Origin of the sequence: Aeromonas sp. R1-2 (assembly GCF_040908505.1) — a bacterium.
Lineage (GTDB): Bacteria > Pseudomonadota > Gammaproteobacteria > Enterobacterales > Aeromonadaceae > Aeromonas > Aeromonas veronii.
Map to the genome: position 1 here is coordinate 219,226 of NZ_JBFODU010000060.1, position 17,136 is coordinate 236,361.

General features: G+C 58.5%; 16 protein-coding genes and 5 tRNA genes. 12 read left to right on the forward strand and 9 right to left on the reverse strand.

Annotated features, from left to right (window positions below; genetic code table 11):
* Positions 1 to 60: 60 nt before the first annotated feature.
* Together ung and AB5Y76_RS21485 are read right to left on the reverse strand one after the other, a co-directional pair.
* The gene (gene ung, locus AB5Y76_RS21480; RefSeq protein ID WP_005353881.1) at positions 61 to 738 is read right to left on the reverse strand and encodes a uracil-DNA glycosylase; all 678 of its coding nucleotides are present in this window, start codon (positions 736 to 738) and stop codon (positions 61 to 63) included.
* A 69-nt stretch (positions 739 to 807) separates the two neighbouring features.
* Complete coding sequence (locus AB5Y76_RS21485) at positions 808 to 1,548, reverse strand: ABC transporter substrate-binding protein (protein WP_263716896.1); 741 nt, start codon at positions 1,546 to 1,548, stop codon at positions 808 to 810.
* Between the two features lie 369 nt (positions 1,549 to 1,917).
* Here AB5Y76_RS21485 and grcA point away from each other — a divergent pair, with 369 nt between their 5' ends.
* Positions 1,918 to 2,298 (forward strand): autonomous glycyl radical cofactor GrcA, encoded by a 381-nt coding sequence (gene grcA, locus AB5Y76_RS21490; RefSeq protein ID WP_005334936.1) that lies wholly within the window; start codon positions 1,918 to 1,920, stop codon positions 2,296 to 2,298.
* Between the two features lie 117 nt (positions 2,299 to 2,415).
* On the opposite strand, the gene AB5Y76_RS21495 is transcribed toward grcA, so the two are convergent.
* From AB5Y76_RS21495 to hemA, 7 genes are all read right to left on the reverse strand, one after another.
* Entirely contained in the window at positions 2,416 to 3,696 is a 1,281-nt protein-coding gene (locus tag AB5Y76_RS21495) for a dicarboxylate/amino acid:cation symporter (RefSeq protein WP_263716897.1), read from the reverse strand.
* Positions 3,697 to 3,997: 301 nt separating this feature from the next.
* Complete coding sequence (gene kdsA / locus AB5Y76_RS21500) at positions 3,998 to 4,852, reverse strand: 3-deoxy-8-phosphooctulonate synthase (RefSeq protein WP_005334937.1); 855 nt, start codon at positions 4,850 to 4,852, stop codon at positions 3,998 to 4,000.
* A 183-nt stretch (positions 4,853 to 5,035) separates the two neighbouring features.
* A complete protein-coding gene (locus AB5Y76_RS21505; protein ID WP_005334938.1) occupies positions 5,036 to 5,836 on the reverse strand; it encodes a SirB1 family protein in 801 nt (266 codons plus the stop codon).
* 12 nt (positions 5,837 to 5,848) lie between these two features.
* Positions 5,849 to 6,232: a SirB2 family protein gene (locus tag AB5Y76_RS21510; RefSeq protein ID WP_263716899.1), complete on the reverse strand. Its 384-nt coding sequence runs from the start codon at positions 6,230 to 6,232 to the stop codon at positions 5,849 to 5,851.
* Between the two features lie 56 nt (positions 6,233 to 6,288).
* The gene (gene prmC / locus AB5Y76_RS21515; protein WP_263716900.1) at positions 6,289 to 7,140 is read right to left on the reverse strand and encodes a peptide chain release factor N(5)-glutamine methyltransferase; all 852 of its coding nucleotides are present in this window, start codon (positions 7,138 to 7,140) and stop codon (positions 6,289 to 6,291) included.
* Between the two features lie 61 nt (positions 7,141 to 7,201).
* Entirely contained in the window at positions 7,202 to 8,290 is a 1,089-nt protein-coding gene (gene prfA / locus AB5Y76_RS21520) for a peptide chain release factor 1 (RefSeq protein ID WP_150389494.1), read from the reverse strand.
* 51 nt (positions 8,291 to 8,341) lie between these two features.
* On the reverse strand, positions 8,342 to 9,601 hold the full coding sequence (gene hemA / locus AB5Y76_RS21525) for a glutamyl-tRNA reductase (protein WP_064340862.1): 1,260 nt from the start codon (positions 9,599 to 9,601) through the stop codon (positions 8,342 to 8,344).
* A gap of 126 nt (positions 9,602 to 9,727) precedes the next feature.
* Between hemA and lolB the strand changes: the two genes are divergently transcribed.
* From lolB to AB5Y76_RS21580, 11 genes are all read left to right on the forward strand, one after another.
* On the forward strand, positions 9,728 to 10,306 hold the full coding sequence (lolB, locus tag AB5Y76_RS21530; RefSeq protein ID WP_263716901.1) for a lipoprotein insertase outer membrane protein LolB: 579 nt from the start codon (positions 9,728 to 9,730) through the stop codon (positions 10,304 to 10,306).
* The gene (gene ispE, locus AB5Y76_RS21535) at positions 10,306 to 11,154 is read left to right on the forward strand and encodes a 4-(cytidine 5'-diphospho)-2-C-methyl-D-erythritol kinase (protein WP_263716902.1); all 849 of its coding nucleotides are present in this window, start codon (positions 10,306 to 10,308) and stop codon (positions 11,152 to 11,154) included. Before lolB ends, ispE begins: the two co-directional genes overlap by 1 nt.
* Before the next feature lies 1 nt (position 11,155).
* Positions 11,156 to 11,230 (forward strand) — tRNA-Gln (locus tag AB5Y76_RS21540).
* Positions 11,231 to 11,425: 195 nt separating this feature from the next.
* The gene (locus tag AB5Y76_RS21545; RefSeq protein WP_005343846.1) at positions 11,426 to 12,373 is read left to right on the forward strand and encodes a ribose-phosphate pyrophosphokinase; all 948 of its coding nucleotides are present in this window, start codon (positions 11,426 to 11,428) and stop codon (positions 12,371 to 12,373) included.
* Between the two features lie 116 nt (positions 12,374 to 12,489).
* A complete protein-coding gene (locus tag AB5Y76_RS21550; RefSeq protein WP_263716904.1) occupies positions 12,490 to 14,478 on the forward strand; it encodes a bifunctional UDP-sugar hydrolase/5'-nucleotidase in 1,989 nt (662 codons plus the stop codon).
* 218 nt (positions 14,479 to 14,696) lie between these two features.
* Positions 14,697 to 15,293, forward strand: coding sequence for an aminoacyl-tRNA hydrolase (gene pth / locus AB5Y76_RS21555; RefSeq protein ID WP_005334960.1), 597 nt, complete (start codon positions 14,697 to 14,699; stop codon positions 15,291 to 15,293).
* Positions 15,294 to 15,409: 116 nt separating this feature from the next.
* Positions 15,410 to 16,501 (forward strand): redox-regulated ATPase YchF, encoded by a 1,092-nt coding sequence (gene ychF, locus AB5Y76_RS21560; protein ID WP_005353921.1) that lies wholly within the window; start codon positions 15,410 to 15,412, stop codon positions 16,499 to 16,501.
* Between the two features lie 234 nt (positions 16,502 to 16,735).
* A tRNA-Met gene (locus AB5Y76_RS21565) sits at positions 16,736 to 16,812 on the forward strand.
* A gap of 8 nt (positions 16,813 to 16,820) precedes the next feature.
* A tRNA-Gln gene (locus AB5Y76_RS21570) sits at positions 16,821 to 16,895 on the forward strand.
* Between the two features lie 46 nt (positions 16,896 to 16,941).
* Positions 16,942 to 17,016, forward strand: a tRNA-Gln gene (locus tag AB5Y76_RS21575).
* 46 nt (positions 17,017 to 17,062) lie between these two features.
* Positions 17,063 to 17,134 (forward strand) — tRNA-Gln (locus AB5Y76_RS21580).
* The last annotated feature ends 2 nt before the right edge of the window (positions 17,135 to 17,136 follow it).

Sequence of the window (17,136 nt, forward strand, 5' to 3'; positions counted from 1 at the left end):
TGGCTCTGAATTAATCTTATGTCCCTGAGTATACGGTCATTTGTCGCCCGAACTTTGCACTCAATCAAGTGGGATGCAGACAGATTTCCACTCTATCGGACTCTTGCCCTGTTGTTCCAGCAAGCGATTGGTCTCGCTAAAGTGGCCGCAACCGATGAAACCGCGGTGGGCAGAGAGTGGGCTCGGGTGCGGCGCGGTCAGCACATAGTGGCGCTGGCGGTCGATGAAACGTCCCTTCTTCTGGGCGTGGGCCCCCCACAGCAGGAACACCACACCCTGACAACTGGCATTGATCTGCTCGATGACCCGATCGGTAAAGGTCTCCCATCCCAGATGGGCGTGGGAATGGGCCTGACCGGCCTGCACCGTCAGCACAGTGTTGAGCAGCAAGACCCCCTGTTTGGCCCAGGATTCGAGAAAGCCGTGATTGGGTGTGACGAAACCTGGCAGGTCACGCTGCATCTCTTTATAGATGTTGACTAGTGAGGGAGGCGTACGCACGCCGGGCAGAACGGAGAAACAGAGGCCGTGCGCCTGATTGGGGCCGTGGTAGGGGTCCTGGCCCAGGATAACCACCTTGACCTGATCCAGCTCGGTCAGCTTGAAGGCATTGAACACATCGGTAGCTGGCGGGTAGATCACCTTGCCCGCTTCCCGCTCGGCTCTGACAGTTGCCAGCGTACTCTTGAAATAGTCCTGCTCTTTCTCAGAGCCAATCACATCACTCCAGGTCAGCACCCCGGCCTCCTCACTTGATACGGCGAAGGGCTCAGGATAGGGGGCCAGCCCGCAAGACGCAACCGTGGCTCACGCTTTCCAGAGCCTGGCTAGGCGCCCCGAGCGCTCCAGCTTGCGCAGGCCGGTATTGAACAGCAGCATCAGACGGCGCGCCTCGGGATCGACCTTGCGCATCAGCAGGTATCCCGGTTGCGACCAGATGGGGTCGGCGGCACCGGTCAGTGACAGCGATTGGGGATGACGAACGAGCGCCTGCTGGAACAGGGTCTGTGCCACCTGCTCATCCATCACCAGATAGTGGATCCGCCCGTCGAGCAGCTTGCCCATGCTCTCCTCATCGGAATCTGACCACTCGAGGGTGAGCCCGGCTTGGCGAGCGGCAAAACCATCGCCATAGAAGTAGCCACGGGTCACCCCGACCGGCTCGTGTTTCAGCTCACCCAGATTGACCGCGGGCGTACCGGTCAGCGTCATCAGGCGAGTGGTGAAATGGCCGAGCGAGGCGGAGAGATAGAAAAGCTGCTCCCGCTCGCGGGAGCGAAACCAGGGCATGGTGACCACATAGCGCCCCTCCAGAGTCAGTCGGTAAGCCTCGGCCCAAGAATAGAAGTGAAAGCTGACATCGAGCCCCTCTTCGGCAAAGGCCTGGCGCACCACCTCACAGAGAAAGCCCTGATTGGGCAGCGCCTCACTGATATAAGGTGGCCACTCGCCCACAGCAATACGCACCGTCTCGGCCCGCACCGCAACACTGCTTGCCCAGCAACAGAACAGGGCCAGCCATGCCCACTTTCGCCACCCATTATTCACCCGGCACTCTCCTCGCTTTTTTTGCTGAGTGTAGCCACCCCCTCAATTAACCTCAGAAAAAAGCCCAAAAGATGTAGTTAAATTACTAGATTAACGAGATAAAAGATGCATAATTTGGATATCTTACAAAATCAGAAAAATGACCTATTTTTGATTCAACTCAAGAATTTAATCCCATTGAAATGGCACTTTGTCAGATTTTCTTGATCTAGATCAATTTTGGTAATATTACCACCATGGTATATATGACCCCATCAAAGAAAAGGTGTAAGGCAAGGGCCCTTTAAGTCATCGCCATCGACGGTAGCTTAAATACATCAGGGTAATTTCCTTACAGTTGGATTCGCGTTCCCATTGAGGAGTCATACCATGATCAAAGGCATTCAAATCACCCAGGCCGCCAACACCGCTCTGCTGAACTCTTTCTGGCTGCTGGACGAAGAGAAGCAACAAGCTCGCTGCATCTGCGTCAAAGGCGATGCTTTCGCTGCCGATCAAGAAGTGCAACTGGCTGACTTGGGTCAGTTCGAATACCGCGAACTGCCGGTTCAGGCTGAGCCTGCTGTTGAAGGTGGCCAGCACCTGAACGTCAACGTGCTGCGTCGCGAAACTCTGGAAGATGCTATCGAAAACCCGGAGAAGTACCCGCAGCTGACCATCCGTGTATCTGGCTACGCAGTGCGTTTCAACGCCCTGACCCCGGAACAGCAGCGTGACGTGGTTACCCGTACTTTCACCCAGAGCCTGTAATCAGCGCCCTGCAGTGAAGAGCTGATACTCGCTGTATCGGCACAAAAAAACGGCCAATCGGCCGTTTTTTTATTGCCCCCGCACCAGCCAACGCGGTCGTGCGGGGGGAAACAGCGCTTACGCCCTGTCCGCTTCCAGTTGCCCGACCTTGCCGCCGAGCACTGCATCCATTTTCTTCTCGTCCAGCTGCTTGCAGTATTTGGCGACCACCACGGTGGCAACCCCGTTACCGATCAGGTTGGTCAACGCCCGCGCTTCGGACATAAAACGGTCGATCCCCAGGATCAGCGCCAAACCAGCCAGTGGCAGATGGCCCACCGCCGAAATAGTCGCCGCCAGCACGATAAAGCCACTACCAGTCACCCCTGCCGCCCCTTTCGAGGAGATCAGCAGTACCACCAGCAGGGTGATCTGTTGGAACAGATCCAGCGGCGTATTGGTAGCTTGGGCGATAAAAATCGCCGCCATAGTCAGATAGATGGAGGTGCCATCCAGGTTAAAGGAGTACCCAGTCGGAATGACCAGCCCCACCACCGATTTCTGGCAACCCAGCTTCTCCATCTTGTCCAGCATCCGCGGCAGTACCGACTCGGAAGAGGAGGTCCCCAGCACGATCAGCAGCTCCTCGCGAATGTAGGAGATGAAACGCAGGATGCTGAAGCCTGAGGCTTTAGCGATGCAGCCCAGCACAATGAAGATAAAGAAGAGGCAGGTGAGATAGAAGCAGGCAATAAGCTGGCCCAGCTGTACCAGTGAACCTACTCCATATTTGCCGATGGTAAATGCCATTGCCCCGAATGCACCGACCGGCGCCAGTCTCATTATCATATTGATAATGCCAAATATGACTTTGGAGAAACTGTCGATGACGCCAAAAATAACCTGTCCCTTTTCACCGATATGATGCAGGGAGAAGCCGAACAGCACCGCAAACAGTAACACCTGCAAGATATTACCGCTGGCAAAGGCACCGATCACACTGCCCGGAATAATATCCAGCAAAAAGGCGATAATGCCCTGGGACTTGGCCTGCTCCGCATAGGCGGAGATGGCGCTGGCATCCAGCGCTGCCGGATCGACGTTCATGCCGGCACCCGGTTGCAGCAGGTTGACCACGCACAGCCCGATGATCAAGGCGATGGTGCTGACCACCTCGAAGTAGAGCAGAGCAATGGCGCCGGTCTTGCCGACTGCCTTCATGCTCTCCATCCCGGCAATGCCGGTAACCACGGTACAGAAAATAACGGGGGCGATGATCATCTTGATCAATTTGACGAAGCCATCACCGAGGGGCTTCATATCTGCGCCCAGTTCCGGATAGACATGCCCCAGAAATACCCCGAGGGTAATCGCGAGCAATACCTGAAAATAGAGGCTGCTAAATAGTTTCTTTCGCATTATTAACGTCCTGTTAATTTAATTGCACATTGTTATGGCAGCAATAAACATGCAGATAGCCGGACGAGATATCTGCGTACCTCACCCGATCCATGCTGTTTCTGCATTACTACGGGGACCACTTTACATGTAATAAAAAACAATTAAGAGACATTAATCACACAACAAAATTAACACCATTAACACCGCGGCAACCGACAATTGTTTGCTCGCAGATTAATTTGAGTCTTCAACTAAATATGGCAGATATAAAAATACCCCGCATTGCGGGGCATTTTCATCAGGCATGACAGCGTCGGGATCAGGCCGAAGTATCGAGGGGTTCGAAGCCCTTGATCAGGTCATCGATGGCCTTCATCTGTTTGAGGAAGCCTTCCAGCTTCTCCAGCGGCAGGGCACTCGGGCCATCGCAGCGGGCAATCTTCGGATCCGGGTGGGATTCGATAAAGAGACCGGCCAGACCGACTGCCATACCGGCGCGCGCCAGCTCGGTCACCTGCTCGCGACGACCACCGGAGGCCGCCCCCAGCGGATCACGGCACTGCAGGGAGTGGGTCACGTCAAAGATCACCGGATAGCCACCGGTGCTCTTCTTCATCACGCCCAAACCCAGCATGTCCACCACCAGGTTGTCGTAGCCGAAGTTGGCACCACGCTCGCACAGGATCAGCTGATCGTTGCCGCACTCCTCGAACTTGTCGGTGATGTTCTTCATCTGGCTTGGGCTGAGGAACTGCGGCTTCTTGATGTTGATAACGTTGCCGGTGCGGGCCATGGCTTCCACCAGATCAGTCTGGCGCGCCAGGAAAGCGGGCAGCTGGATAACGTCAACCACCTCGGCGACCGGCTTGGCCTGATGGGGTTCGTGCAGATCGGAGATGACCGGCATGCCGAAGGTCGCTTTCAGCTCCTGGAAAATCTTCATCCCCTCTTCCAGACCCGGACCGCGGTAGGAGTGGATGGAGGAGCGGTTGGCCTTGTCCCAGCTCGCCTTGAAGACAAACGGGATGCCCAGCTTGCTGGTCACTTCCACGTACTTCTCGCACACAGCCATCGCCATGTCGCGGGATTCCAGCACATTCATGCCGCCAAACAGCACGAACGGTTTGTCATTGGCAACGTCGATCTGGTTGATCTTGATATTCTTCTGTTCCATCTAAGACTTCCTTAATGAAGGGGCCTGAAGCCAAGTTACTCCGTTGCAGCCGAGCGCTGCGGCCTTGATATTCTTCTGTTTCAACTCCAAGACATCCTTAATAAAAGGGCCTGAAGCCAAGTTACTCCGTTGCGACCGGACGCAGCGGCCTTGATATTCTTCTGTTTAAGTTTCAAGCCGCCACTAATGGAGGGGCTTGGGGCTCAGATCCAGCGCGGCCAGCTGCACTTTCAGCACATCGGCGACCGGATCGTCCGGGCATTGTTCAATAAAATATTCAAAATCATCGGCCGCCTGGCGCGGGCAATCGAGCTGCTCGTAGATAAAGCCGCGATCCCGCGTCTCCAGCGGATCGCCGGGCTTCATCCGCAACAACAGCTCGCTGCAACGCAGCGCCTCGGGCATGCGGTCTTCCCGCAGCAGGGCCCCCTTGCTGACGTTGAGCAGCCGTTCGATGATCTCCCACTGGCCGGATGGCTGCAGGTAGTCCGGGGTCAAGGTGGCCAGATCGCCGAGCGCACCGCGCAGCAGCAGCTCGATGCGGGCCAGACTCAGCTCGTCGCCGGTAAAGGGGTCGACATAGACCTCCCCCTCGCCACCGGCAAAGCTCACCAGGAAGTGGCCGGGGAAGCAGATTCCCTCTACATCGAGCCCGAGCTTGCGCCCCAGCTGGATGATGAGAATACCGAGGCTGACCGGGATCCCCTTGCGCTGAACCAGCACCTGATTGAGATCGCAGTTGTTGGCAGAGAAATAATCCTGCCAGTCGCCATGAAAACCGAGGCTGTGGTAGAAGCCCTGCAGCAACTGCTGGCGCACCTCGTCGCAGGTGCCCTCTTCGATCTGCTCGTCCAGCCACTCGTCCAGCAGGTTCAACTCGCGCATCCCCTCCTCGACCGAGCCATAAATCTCGTCGCTGACTGACAACGCCAGTTCGGTGATGTCGTGGGCTTCGAAATCGGTCCATTCGTCTATGTGTAACATTCTCTTCATGCCTTAGCCGAACACACTCGTCTGTTTGAGCACTACCAACTTGGCAATAAAGTAGATCCAGCCGAGCGCCCCCAGAAAGGAGCACCAGCGCACCAGATTGCTTTTGGCCAGCCGCAGCGCCATCGCCGCCAGAAATACCAGCACCAGAATGGCCATCAGCTTCTCACTGAGCCAGGGCGTTCCGTTATTGAGCGGGTTGAGATCCAGCACCATGCAGAGCAATACGCCGGAGAGCACCACCAGACCGTTGAGCCAGCCGCTGACCTTCATCACCGGCGCGCTGTAGGCACGGCCAGTGGCGGTCTGTACCCAGTAGAAGCGGAGCATAAACATCAGCACGGCCCCGGCAATCAGGGTGAGGTGCAGGTGTTTGAGCACAAAAACCATATTCAATCCTTGCATGGGGGCGCACAGGCAACCCGCCGTGTAACAGTGAGGAACCGTCAGCGCAGCGGGCAGAGGCCCAGCGTCACCCTGTCGTTATCCCCGTAATCGCGCACCGTGGCTACCTCGCGGTAGCCGCCATCGCGCAGCAACTGACGCACCGCCTCCCCCTGATCCCAGCCATGCTCCAGCAGCAACCAGCCGTCAGGCAACAGATAAGCGGGGGCATGGGCCACGATGTGGCGGATATCGGCCAGCCCGGCGTCATCGGCAACCAGCGCCGAGCGGGGTTCAAAACGCACATCACCCTGCTCGAGATGGGGATCGGCGCCATCAATATAGGGGGGATTGGAGACAATCACCGCAAAACGTGGCGTATTGTCGCGATCCGGCTCGCCAAGGGGCTCGAACCAGCTACCGTCGCGCACCTCGATGGGCAATCCCAGCGCGGCGCTGTTCTCGCGTGCCAGCGCCGCGGCATCGGCCATCCGATCCACCGCCCACACATCGACCTCGGGCCGCTCGGACTTGAGCGCCAGCGCGATGGCGCCGGTGCCGGTGCCCAGATCCAGCACGGCGCACGGACCTTGCGGGATTCTGGTCCGCGCCTGCTCGACCAGCACCTCGGTATCGGGGCGCGGGATCAGGGTCGCCGGGCTCACCTTGAGGGGCAGTGACCAGAACTCCCGCTCGCCCACCAGATGGGCGATGGGTTCGCCATTGAGACGACGGACCAGCCACCCCTGCAGGGTGGCCTGCTGGGCGGCATCCAGCTCACGCTCGGGCCAGGTCATCAGATAGCTGCGACGACACCCGAGCAGATGGCAGAGCAGTACATCGGCATCGGCGCGGGGGGACTCCCCCTCAGCCAGCACAGTCATGATATGGGCGCGGGCCTGCTGGATCTGCATCAGTGCCACTCCACCTTATGGGCACAACACTTAATGCGAGCTTGCCGGATCACCATTTGCATCAGTTGTTCTCGGCCAGCGAGGCAAGCTGATCGGCCTGATACTCCTGCACCAGCGGTGTGATGACGCAGTCCAGATCCCCTTCCAAAATTTCGGAGAGGCGATAGAGGGTCAGGTTGATGCGGTGCTCGGAGAGGCGACCCTGCGGGTAGTTGTAGGTGCGAATGCGCTCGGAGCGATCGCCGGAGCCCACCAGATTGCGGCGGGTGCTCTGTTCGGCGGCGCGGTGGCGCTCATCCTCGGCCGCTTGCAGACGGGCGGAGAGCACCGACATTGCCTTGGCGCGGTTCTTGTGCTGAGAGCGCTCGTCCTGACACTCCACCACCAGACCGGTCGGCAGGTGGGTGATGCGAATGGCCGAGTCGGTCTTGTTGACGTGCTGACCACCGGCACCGGAGGCGCGGAAGGTATCGATCTTCAAGTCGGAAGGGTTGATCTCGATCTGCTCGGCTTCCGGCACTTCCGGCAGCACGGCGACGGTACAGGCGGAGGTGTGCACCCGGCCCTGAGATTCGGTCTCCGGCACCCGCTGTACCCGGTGACCACCGGATTCAAACTTGAGACGGCCATAGACGCGCTCGCCCTCGATCTTGGCGATCACCTCCTTGTAGCCACCATATTCACCGTCGTTGCAGCTGACGATGGAGACGCGCCAGCCCTGACGCTCGGCAAACCGTGAATACATGCGGAACAGGTCACCGGCAAAGATGGCCGCTTCGTCGCCACCGGCACCGGCGCGGATCTCCAGATAGCAGTTGTTGTCATCCTTGGGATCCTTGGGCAGCAACATCAGTTGCAGCTCCTGCTCCAGCGCCTCCAGATTGGCCTTGGCCAGCGGCAGCTCCTCCTGCGCCATCTCGCGCAGGTCGGCATCCTCCTCCTCCAGCATCATCTGGGTGGTCTCCAGATCATCCTGCGCCTGACGGTAACGCTGGAAGGCGTGAACGATATCTTCCAGCTGGGCATATTCGCGGGTCAGGGCGCGGTAGCGATCCTGATCCGAGACCACATCCGGCTCGCCGAGCATGGCCTGTACTTCTTCGTGGCGCTCGATGAGGCCTTCCAGCTTTCTGATCAGTGACGGATTCATAACTCTTGCATTCTCAATGGAGGACGGGACAACCGGCAGGTTGCCCGAAAATTATGGCTCTTGTGACAACCCCAGCGCCTGCCGCAAGCGGGAGAGCTCGCTCTGATCCCCCTGGGAGGCAGCCTGGCGCAACGCCTGGGTCGGCGCGTGGATCAATTTGTTGGTGAGGCGATGGGCCATCGCCTTGAGCGCCTGTTCGGCACTCTCGCCCTGCGCCAATGCCAGCAGGGCCCGTTGCAACTCTTCATCAGCCACTTGCTGTGACTGATGGCGGTAGTCGCGAATGAGATCGACCGAGCTCTGGCCGCGATACCAGCCCATAAACTCGTCGCGCTCTTCCTGCACGATCACTTCCGCCTGCGCGGCAGCCCGTTTACGGGTTTCGAGGTTCTGCTCGATGATCCCCTGCAAATCATCCACCGTGTAGAGATAGGCATCAGAGAGCTCATCGACTTCGGCTTCGATGTCGCGTGGCACGGCAATATCCACCAGAAACATGGGTTTGAAGCGGCGGGCCTTGAGGGCGCGCTCCACCATCCCCTTGCCGATGATGGGCAGGGGGCTGGCGGTCGAGCTGATGACAATATCCGCCTCGTGCAGATAGTCGGGGATCTCTTCGAGCGTCATCACTTGGGCACCGAATTCGGCTGCCAGGGTCTGGGCACGCTGCAGGGTGCGGTTCGCCACCATCATCTTGGTGACGTTCTGCTCGCGCAGATGACGGGCCACCAGTTCGATGGTCTCCCCCGCCCCGACCAGCAATACCTTGGTCTGGGAGAGATCGGAGAAGATCCGCCGACCCAAGCTGACGGCGGCAAACGCCACCGACACGGCGCTGGCCCCGATCTCGGTATCTGTGCGCACTCTTTTCGCCACCGAGAAAGATTTCTGGAACAGCCGCTCCAGCGCCCCCTTCAACGACTCCGCCTGCTGGGCGTGGGCATAGGATTGCTTGATCTGCCCCAGGATTTGCGGCTCCCCCAACACCAGCGAGTCGAGCCCGCACGCCACCCGCATCAGGTGGCGCACCGCCTCTTCATCGTGATGCTGATAGATGGCAGTGACCAGTTCGGCCGCGTCCAGCCCGTGGAACTGCTGCAACCAGCGCAGCACTTGCTCCTGCCGCTCCTCCTCCAGATTGCAATAGAGTTCGGTCCGGTTGCAGGTGGAGACGATCACCGCCTCGCTGACACCGGGTTGGCTCACCAGCTCACGCAAGGCGCGATCGATGCAGTCCGGGCCAAAGGCGACCCGTTCCCGCAAGGCGACACTGGCGGTGTTGTGGTTGATTCCGAGGGCAAGCAAACTCATGAGTGGGCGACGATCATTTCATACGCTGGGTGCAAAGGCTGCCAATTGTACGAGAAAGGGTAAGTCTTTAAAAGCAATACGGCCGCCCCGTATACTGTGGCAAATTCCTCTCTCTGGAGCCGTCTCTTGCTGCTACGTATTTTTACCCTCACCTGCCTGCTGTTGCTGGCCGGTTGTGCCACCACCCAGCCCCAGCGTGACCAGGTGAACTGGAACCAGGAGCGGACCCGTCTCGAGCAACTGACCCACTGGCAGCTCTCCGGCAAGATGGCCATCATCACCCCCCAACAAAAGGGCAGCGCCCGCCTCAACTGGCAGCAGGATGGCGATGATTATCGCCTCAACCTCACCAGCCTGATTGGCACCAGCATTCTGGAGCTCTCCCGCAGCAAGGGAGAGATCACCCTGCTCGACAGCGACGGCAATCGCCACCAGAGCCAGGATGCCGAAGCGCTCATCTATCAACTGACCGGCTGGAATATTCCGGTTGCGGGATTACCAGCGTGGATCAAGGGGCTGCCGGGTCAGGCGGAGTTTGAACTCAACCCCGACAGCAGTCTGGCCAGCGTGCGCGACGGCCAGTGGCAGATCGTCTATGGCGATTATCGGGATCAGGATGGCTACCGCCTGCCGCACCAGCTGACCATGACCGGCCAGAACAGCCGCCTCAAGCTTCAGATCAACCAATGGACTCTTGCACGTTAATGGCTTCCACACGCTGGCCGGCACCGGCCAAACTCAACCTGTTTCTACACGTCAATGGCCGTCGTCCCGATGGTTATCACGAGCTGCAGACCCTGTTTATCTTCCTCAACCACAGCGACTGGCTCGAGTTTGAGGTGATACCAAATAGCGACACACTCACCCTGACGCCGGCTATTCCCGGGGTGCCGGATGAGCAGAATCTGATTATTCGGGCGGCACGCCTGCTGCAAGCAACCCTGCCGAGCCCGCAAGGTGCCCATATCCGGCTGGAGAAAGTGCTGCCCATGGGGGGCGGTATTGGCGGCGGTTCGTCCGATGCAGCAACCACGCTGGTGGCGCTTAACCACCTCTGGCAAGCGGGTTTGAGTGAAGATGAACTGGCAGCGCTTGGCGTCCAGCTGGGGGCCGATGTGCCGGTCTTTGTCCGCGGCCGGGCGGCCTTTGCCGAAGGGGTGGGCGAGCGGCTGCATCCGGTCGAACTGCCCGATGCCTGGTATCTGGTGCTCAAGCCCGATTGCCATGTAGCGACCGCGGCCGTATTCCAGGATCCGGACCTGCCGAGAGCCACGCCTAAAATGGCGCTGGACAACCTGCTGGAAGGCGAGTGGAAAAACGATTGCGAATCACTGGTGAAAAAGCGCCACCCCGAGGTTGCCAATGCGCTCGGCTGGTTGCTAGAATACGCGCCGTCAAGAATGACGGGCACAGGAGCCTGCGTCTTTGCTCAATTTGAAGACGAAGTGACTGCTCGGGAAGTGTTGGCCTGCGTGCCGAAGGGACTTGATGGGTTTGTCGCCAAGGGCGAGAACATATCACCTCTCTTCTCCACATTGCAACAGTTCAAATGATTGGGGTATCGCCAAGCGGTAAGGCAGCGGGTTTTGATCTCGCCATTCCTAGGTTCGAATCCTAGTACCCCAGCCAATTTTACCGAACGGTATTGATGATGATTAACGTGGCCGGTTTTGCACTCGGCCACGGATTCGGGTTACCGGTATCATCACATTCATTGGGCAGCAGACACCTTGTACGTTATCTTGATAAATCGTTTGCCCCAAAACGATAGGGTCTGATTTCAGACTCCCCCACATACTGGATGCAACCCCGAGGTTTCAAACCGTGCCTGACATGAAGCTGTTTGCTGGTAACGCAACGCCGGAACTAGCCCAGAAGATCGCAGATCGCCTGTTTATCAAACTCGGCAATGCTGCCGTAGGTCGCTTTAGCGACGGCGAGATCAGCGTACAGATCAATGAGAATGTACGTGGTGGCGATATCTTCATCATTCAATCCACCTGTGCCCCGACCAACGACAATTTGATGGAATTGATCGTCATGGTGGATGCTCTGCGTCGTGCTTCAGCTGGCCGTATCACTGCCGTTATCCCCTACTTTGGTTATGCCCGTCAGGACCGCCGCGTCCGCTCTGCCCGTGTCCCCATCACCGCCAAGGTTGTCGCTGACTTCCTCTCCAGCGTCGGTGTGGATCGCGTGCTGACCGTTGACCTGCATGCCGAACAAATTCAAGGTTTCTTCGACGTTCCGGTAGACAACGTGTTCGGTAGCCCGGTGCTGCTGGAAGACATGAAGTCCAAGAACCTCGAGTCTCCTGTCGTTGTCTCCCCGGACATCGGTGGTGTCGTGCGTGCCCGCGCCATCGCCAAGCTGCTGGATGACACCGACATCGCCATCATCGACAAGCGCCGTCCCCGCCCGAACGTCTCCCAGGTCATGCACCTGATTGGTGACGTTGCCGGCCGCGACTGCATCATCGTTGATGACATGATCGACACCGGCGGCACCCTGTGCAAAGCCGCAGAGGCCCTGAAAGAGCGCGGTGCCAAGCGTGTATTCGCTTACGCTACCCACCCGGTCTTCTCCGGTTCCGCCGTCGAGAACATCAAGAACTCCGTGATCGATGAACTGATCATCACCGACTCCATCCCGCTCACTGCGGAGATGAAAGCGGTCGGCAAGGTCAAGCAGCTGACTCTGTCAACTGTACTGGCCGAAGCCATTCGTCGCATCAGCAACGAAGAGTCCATCTCTGCCATGTTTGAGCATTGATAGATTCAGCAATAACGAAAACCGCCATCAGGCGGTTTTCGTCTTTCTGGACCTTCTCTTTCCAACTTTCTGCTATCTGGTACGACCCTGCCCCCGGCAGGCTTAAGGATTTACCCATGAATTGCTTGCGTCCCCTCCTGCTCGCGACCCTCACCTCCGCCCTGCTCGCCTGTCAGCCCGCCAAAGAGAACCCGCCCTTCGTGCTGACCCTGGCTCACATGAACGACACCCACTCCCAGTTTGATCCGGTCAATGCGGAGATCAAAGGGCAGATCTTTGCCCAGCAGGGGGAGACGGACACCCTCTATACCCGCTTTGGCGGTTATCCGCGCCTGCTGACCATGGCGAAAGCCTATCAGGCCGAGGCGCTGGCCAAGAACCAGCCCTTGCTGCTGCTGCACGGCGGCGATGCCTGGCAGGGTAGCGGCTACTTCAAGCTCAACGAGGGGATGGCCAATGCCGAGTTGCTGAGCCAGTTCGGCCTCGATGCCATGGCGCTGGGCAACCACGAGTTCGATCTGGATAACCAGAAACTGGCCCGCTTCATCGAGGGGGTCAACTTCCCGGTGCTGGCCGCCAACCTCGACACCAAGGCCGATCCTGCCCTCAGCAAGGCTGACAACCTCAAGCCCTTCGTGGTCTACGCCTTTGACGGCAACCAGAAGAGCCCGGTCACCGATCTCGACAACCTGCCACAAGGCAAACAGCTGGTCGCCGTCATCGGTCTGGTACTGGAAGACATGGGCAATATCGCCCCCAACGTCGGCAAGCTGCGCTTTGGCAAGGAGATCGCCTCGGCTCAGGCCACGGTCGACATGCTGCAAGCCAAGGGGATCCATCAGATCGTGGCGCTCACCCACATCGGCAACGAGCGGGATCTGGCACTGGCCGCCAAGGTAAACGGCCTCGATGCCATCGTCGGCGGCCACTCCCACAGCCTGCTCGGCGATTTTCGCAATATCGGCTGGGGCAAGACCGGCGATTACGCCAAGCTGGTGACCAATCCGGATGGCATCGGCAAAACCTGCGTGGTGCAGGCGGGCTCCTACGCCCAGGCCATCGGTCTGGCACAAGTGACCTTTGACAGCCAGGGTCAGGTGACCGACTGCCAGGGCCACAACAGCCTGCTGGCCAGCCGCGATTTCTTCGCCGATGCGGCGCGCAAGCAAGCGCTCGACGACGCCCGCAGCAAAGAGGCAAGCCAGTTTGTCGACAACCAGCCCAATCTGGTGACCGTGGATGAAGATCCACGCCTGCGCGGCATCATCGACAGCCACTACAAACCGGCGCTGGAGAAAGCCTACGGCCCGGTGATCGGCACCATCCCCGAGCAGCTGCAAAATGCCCGTCGTCCCGGTGACAACGGCAGCGACAGCCACGGCTCAGATGTGGCGCCGCTGGTTGCCGAAGGGGAGTTCTACTGGGCCAATACCCCAGCAGTGCAAGCCCTGACTGGCGGCCCGGTCGATTTTTCTCTGGTTGCGGTGGGGGGCGTGCGCGCCGACCTGCCAGCCGGCGAGTGGCGCGAGGGGGATAGCGCCCTCACCCTGCTGCCGTTCAAGAACCAGCTCTCGGTGCTGACCCTGACTGGCGCCGAGGTGCGTGCCCTCTTGACCGAGACCATCACCGCCACCCTGCCCGCCAGCGCCCATGCCGGCAAGTTCCCCTATGGCGGTCACCTGCGTTACACCTTCCAGGAGACCGACGCAGGCAAAGCGGGCACCCTGACTCAATTGCAGCACAAGACCGCAAGCGGCGAGTGGCAAGATCTGGTGGATAGCCAGCACTATCGGGTGGTGATGAACGCCTACAGCGCCAACGGCAACGATGGCTGGCAAACACTGGCCAATGCCCAGCGTCAGAAGAGCGAGCGGGTCGATATCGCCAGCGTCAATGGCAAGCTGACCGCCTTCCCGGTACTGAAGGTGGCACAAAACGGCGAGCTGCTGAGCGCCGTCTATGCCCCGGGCCAGACCCTCGATTGCAAAGCCAGCGGCGTGGATTGCGGCACCGATGCAGCCTCTTTCGTGGAGTATGTGCGCGATGCCCGTCCCACCCTGACCGCACTGGATGAAGAGACCGTCACCCTGCTGCGTGCCAAATAACGACGGTAGTCAACCGGGCACAATCCATCGGTAAACTGAAACGGGCCTCTTGCAAGAGGCCCGTTTGCCCACCGTTAGCCACCCATTGGCCGCAATAATGCTGCAAATCCCGCCATAACATGCGCATTGGTTGAGTGATCGCCACTCGGCGGCTAGAATATTGCGTCCTATTGCCCTGGGTAGTGTGCCCACGGCAGCTGCGAGTGAAGACATCAAGCGTGACAAGCGAAATCAAACTGATCGTCGGACTGGGCAACCCCGGCCCGGAATATGCCAAGACCCGCCACAACGCGGGCGCCTGGTATGTGGAGCAACTGGCCCGCTGGCACAATGTCAGCCTGCGTGAAGAACCCAAGTTCTTCGGCCATACTGCCCGCATCCTGGTCGAGGGGCAGGATGTGCGGCTGCTCATCCCGAACACCTATATGAACCTCTCTGGCAAGGCGGTGGCCGCACTGGCGCGTTTTTATCAGATTGAGCCGGAAGCGATGCTGGTAGCCCATGACGAACTGGATCTGCCGCCGGGCATCGCCAAGTTCAAGCAGGGTGGTGGTCACGGTGGCCATAACGGCCTCAAGGACATCATCGCCAAGATGGGCAACAACAATAACTTCTTCCGGCTGCGTCTCGGGATCGGCCATCCCGGCAGCAAAGAGCAGGTGGCTGGCTTCGTCCTGACCAAGGCCCCCAGCAGTGAACAGAACCTGATCGACGCCGCGCTGGACGAATCCCTGCGCGCCACCGACATCCTGTTCAAACAAGATATGACCAAGGCCATGAATCGCTTGCACAGCTTCAAGGCTGAAAAGGGTTAGGTCGGTTTGACCCTGTACGGGCATTGTGCCGGTACATGAGCAACGACCAGAACAAGCATGACATGGGCCGCCTGCGGGCGACCCCCAACAGCATCCATCAAGTAAGGTAACAATCCATGGGTTTTAAATGCGGTATCGTGGGCCTGCCCAATGTAGGCAAATCCACCCTGTTCAACGCGCTGACCAAGGCCGGTATCGAAGCCGCCAACTTCCCGTTCTGCACCATCGAGCCGAACACCGGTGTGGTGCCGATGCCGGATCCCCGCCTCGATCAGCTGGCGGCCATCATCAATCCGCAGCGCGTTGTACCGACCACCATGGAATTCGTCGACATCGCCGGTCTGGTTGCCGGTGCCTCCAAGGGTGAAGGTCTGGGTAACCAGTTCCTGGCCAACATCCGTGAAACCGAAGCGATCGGCCATGTAGTGCGCTGCTTCGACGACGAAAACATCATTCACGTTGCCGGCAAGGTCTCTCCCGCTGACGATATCGAAGTGATCAACACCGAGCTGGCCCTGTCGGATCTGGACGCCTGCGAGCGCGCCATTCACCGTCAGTCCAAGCGCGCCAAAGGCGGCGACAAAGATGCCAAGCTGGAAGTGGAAGTGCTTGAGAAGATCAAGGTCGCGCTGGAAAACGGCCAGATGATCCGCGGCATGAAGCTGGATAAAGAAGAGCTGGCCGCCGTGAGCCACCTCAACTTCCTGACCCTGAAACCCACCATGTATATCGCCAACGTGGCGGAAGATGGCTTCGAGAATAATCCCTATCTGGACAAGGTGCGTGAAATCGCCGCCGCCGAGAACGCGGTCGTGGTCGTGGTCTGCTGCGCCATCGAAGCCGACATCGCCGAACTGGACGATGAAGATCGCGCCGAGTTCATGGCTGACCTGGGCATCGAAGAGCCGGGCCTGAACCGCGTTATCCGCTCCGGCTACCAGCTGCTCAACCTGCAGACCTACTTCACCGCCGGTGTGAAAGAGGTACGCGCCTGGACTATTCCGGTCGGTGCCACTGCCCCGCAAGCGGCAGGCAAGATCCACACTGACTTTGAAAAAGGCTTTATTCGCGCCCAAACCATCGCCTTTGAAGACTTTATCAACTACAAGGGTGAGCAAGGCGCCAAGGAAGCGGGCAAGATGCGCGCTGAAGGGAAAGATTACATCGTCAAAGATGGCGATATCATGAACTTCCTGTTCAACGTCTAATCCCATGACAGGCCAGCATTTGCTGGCCTGTTTTTTATCTGCCATTGCCCGGGCAATCATGGCAATGTCTTAAAAAAAACCAGATTGTTGGGCTTTTGCGCAACAGAGACCAATAACTGGTCAAACGCACTCAAATTGCGTTTTTCTGGCAAAAAAAGGGTTGACGCCCCAGAGCCAGATACGCATAATTCGGCCCGCACGGTGACGAGGTAACGACTCACCGGAAGCAAGGTTGGCTATGTAGCTCAGTTGGTTAGAGCATCGCACTCATAATGCGGGGGTCACAGGTTCGAATCCCGTCATAGCCACCATCTCTAGTTGGGGTATCGCCAAGCGGTAAGGCAGCGGGTTTTGATCTCGCCATCCCTAGGTTCGAATCCTAGTACCCCAGCCATTTTTAAAAGTTCTTTGCCAGTCTCATGACTGTTGAGGAGCGCTGTTGGGGTATCGCCAAGCGGTAAGGCAGCGGGTTTTGATCTCGCCATCCCTAGGTTCGAATCCTAGTACCCCAGCCATTTTTAAAAGTTCTTTACCAGTCTAATGACTGTTGAGGAGCGCTGTTGGGGTATCGCCAAGCGGTAAGGCAGCGGGTTTTGATCTCGCCATCCCTAGGTTCGAATCCTAGTACCCCAGCC

Bases quoted from the DNA above. Each gene is read 5' to 3' on its own strand.
- grcA (WP_005334936.1), top strand. From the start codon at position 1,918: ATGATCAAAGGCATTCAAATCACCCAGGCCGCCAACACCGCTCTGCTG.
- AB5Y76_RS21495 (WP_263716897.1), bottom strand. From the start codon at position 3,696: ATGCGAAAGAAACTATTTAGCAGCCTCTATTTTCAGGTATTGCTCGCG.
- kdsA (WP_005334937.1), bottom strand. From the start codon at position 4,852: ATGGAACAGAAGAATATCAAGATCAACCAGATCGACGTTGCCAATGAC.
- AB5Y76_RS21505 (WP_005334938.1), bottom strand. From the start codon at position 5,836: ATGTTACACATAGACGAATGGACCGATTTCGAAGCCCACGACATCACC.
- AB5Y76_RS21510 (WP_263716899.1), bottom strand. From the start codon at position 6,232: ATGGTTTTTGTGCTCAAACACCTGCACCTCACCCTGATTGCCGGGGCC.
- prmC (WP_263716900.1), bottom strand. From the start codon at position 7,140: ATGCAGATCCAGCAGGCCCGCGCCCATATCATGACTGTGCTGGCTGAG.
- prfA (WP_150389494.1), bottom strand. From the start codon at position 8,290: ATGAATCCGTCACTGATCAGAAAGCTGGAAGGCCTCATCGAGCGCCAC.
- hemA (WP_064340862.1), bottom strand. From the start codon at position 9,601: ATGAGTTTGCTTGCCCTCGGAATCAACCACAACACCGCCAGTGTCGCC.
- ispE (WP_263716902.1), top strand. From the start codon at position 10,306: ATGGCTTCCACACGCTGGCCGGCACCGGCCAAACTCAACCTGTTTCTA.
- AB5Y76_RS21550 (WP_263716904.1), top strand. From the start codon at position 12,490: ATGAATTGCTTGCGTCCCCTCCTGCTCGCGACCCTCACCTCCGCCCTG.
- ychF (WP_005353921.1), top strand. From the start codon at position 15,410: ATGGGTTTTAAATGCGGTATCGTGGGCCTGCCCAATGTAGGCAAATCC.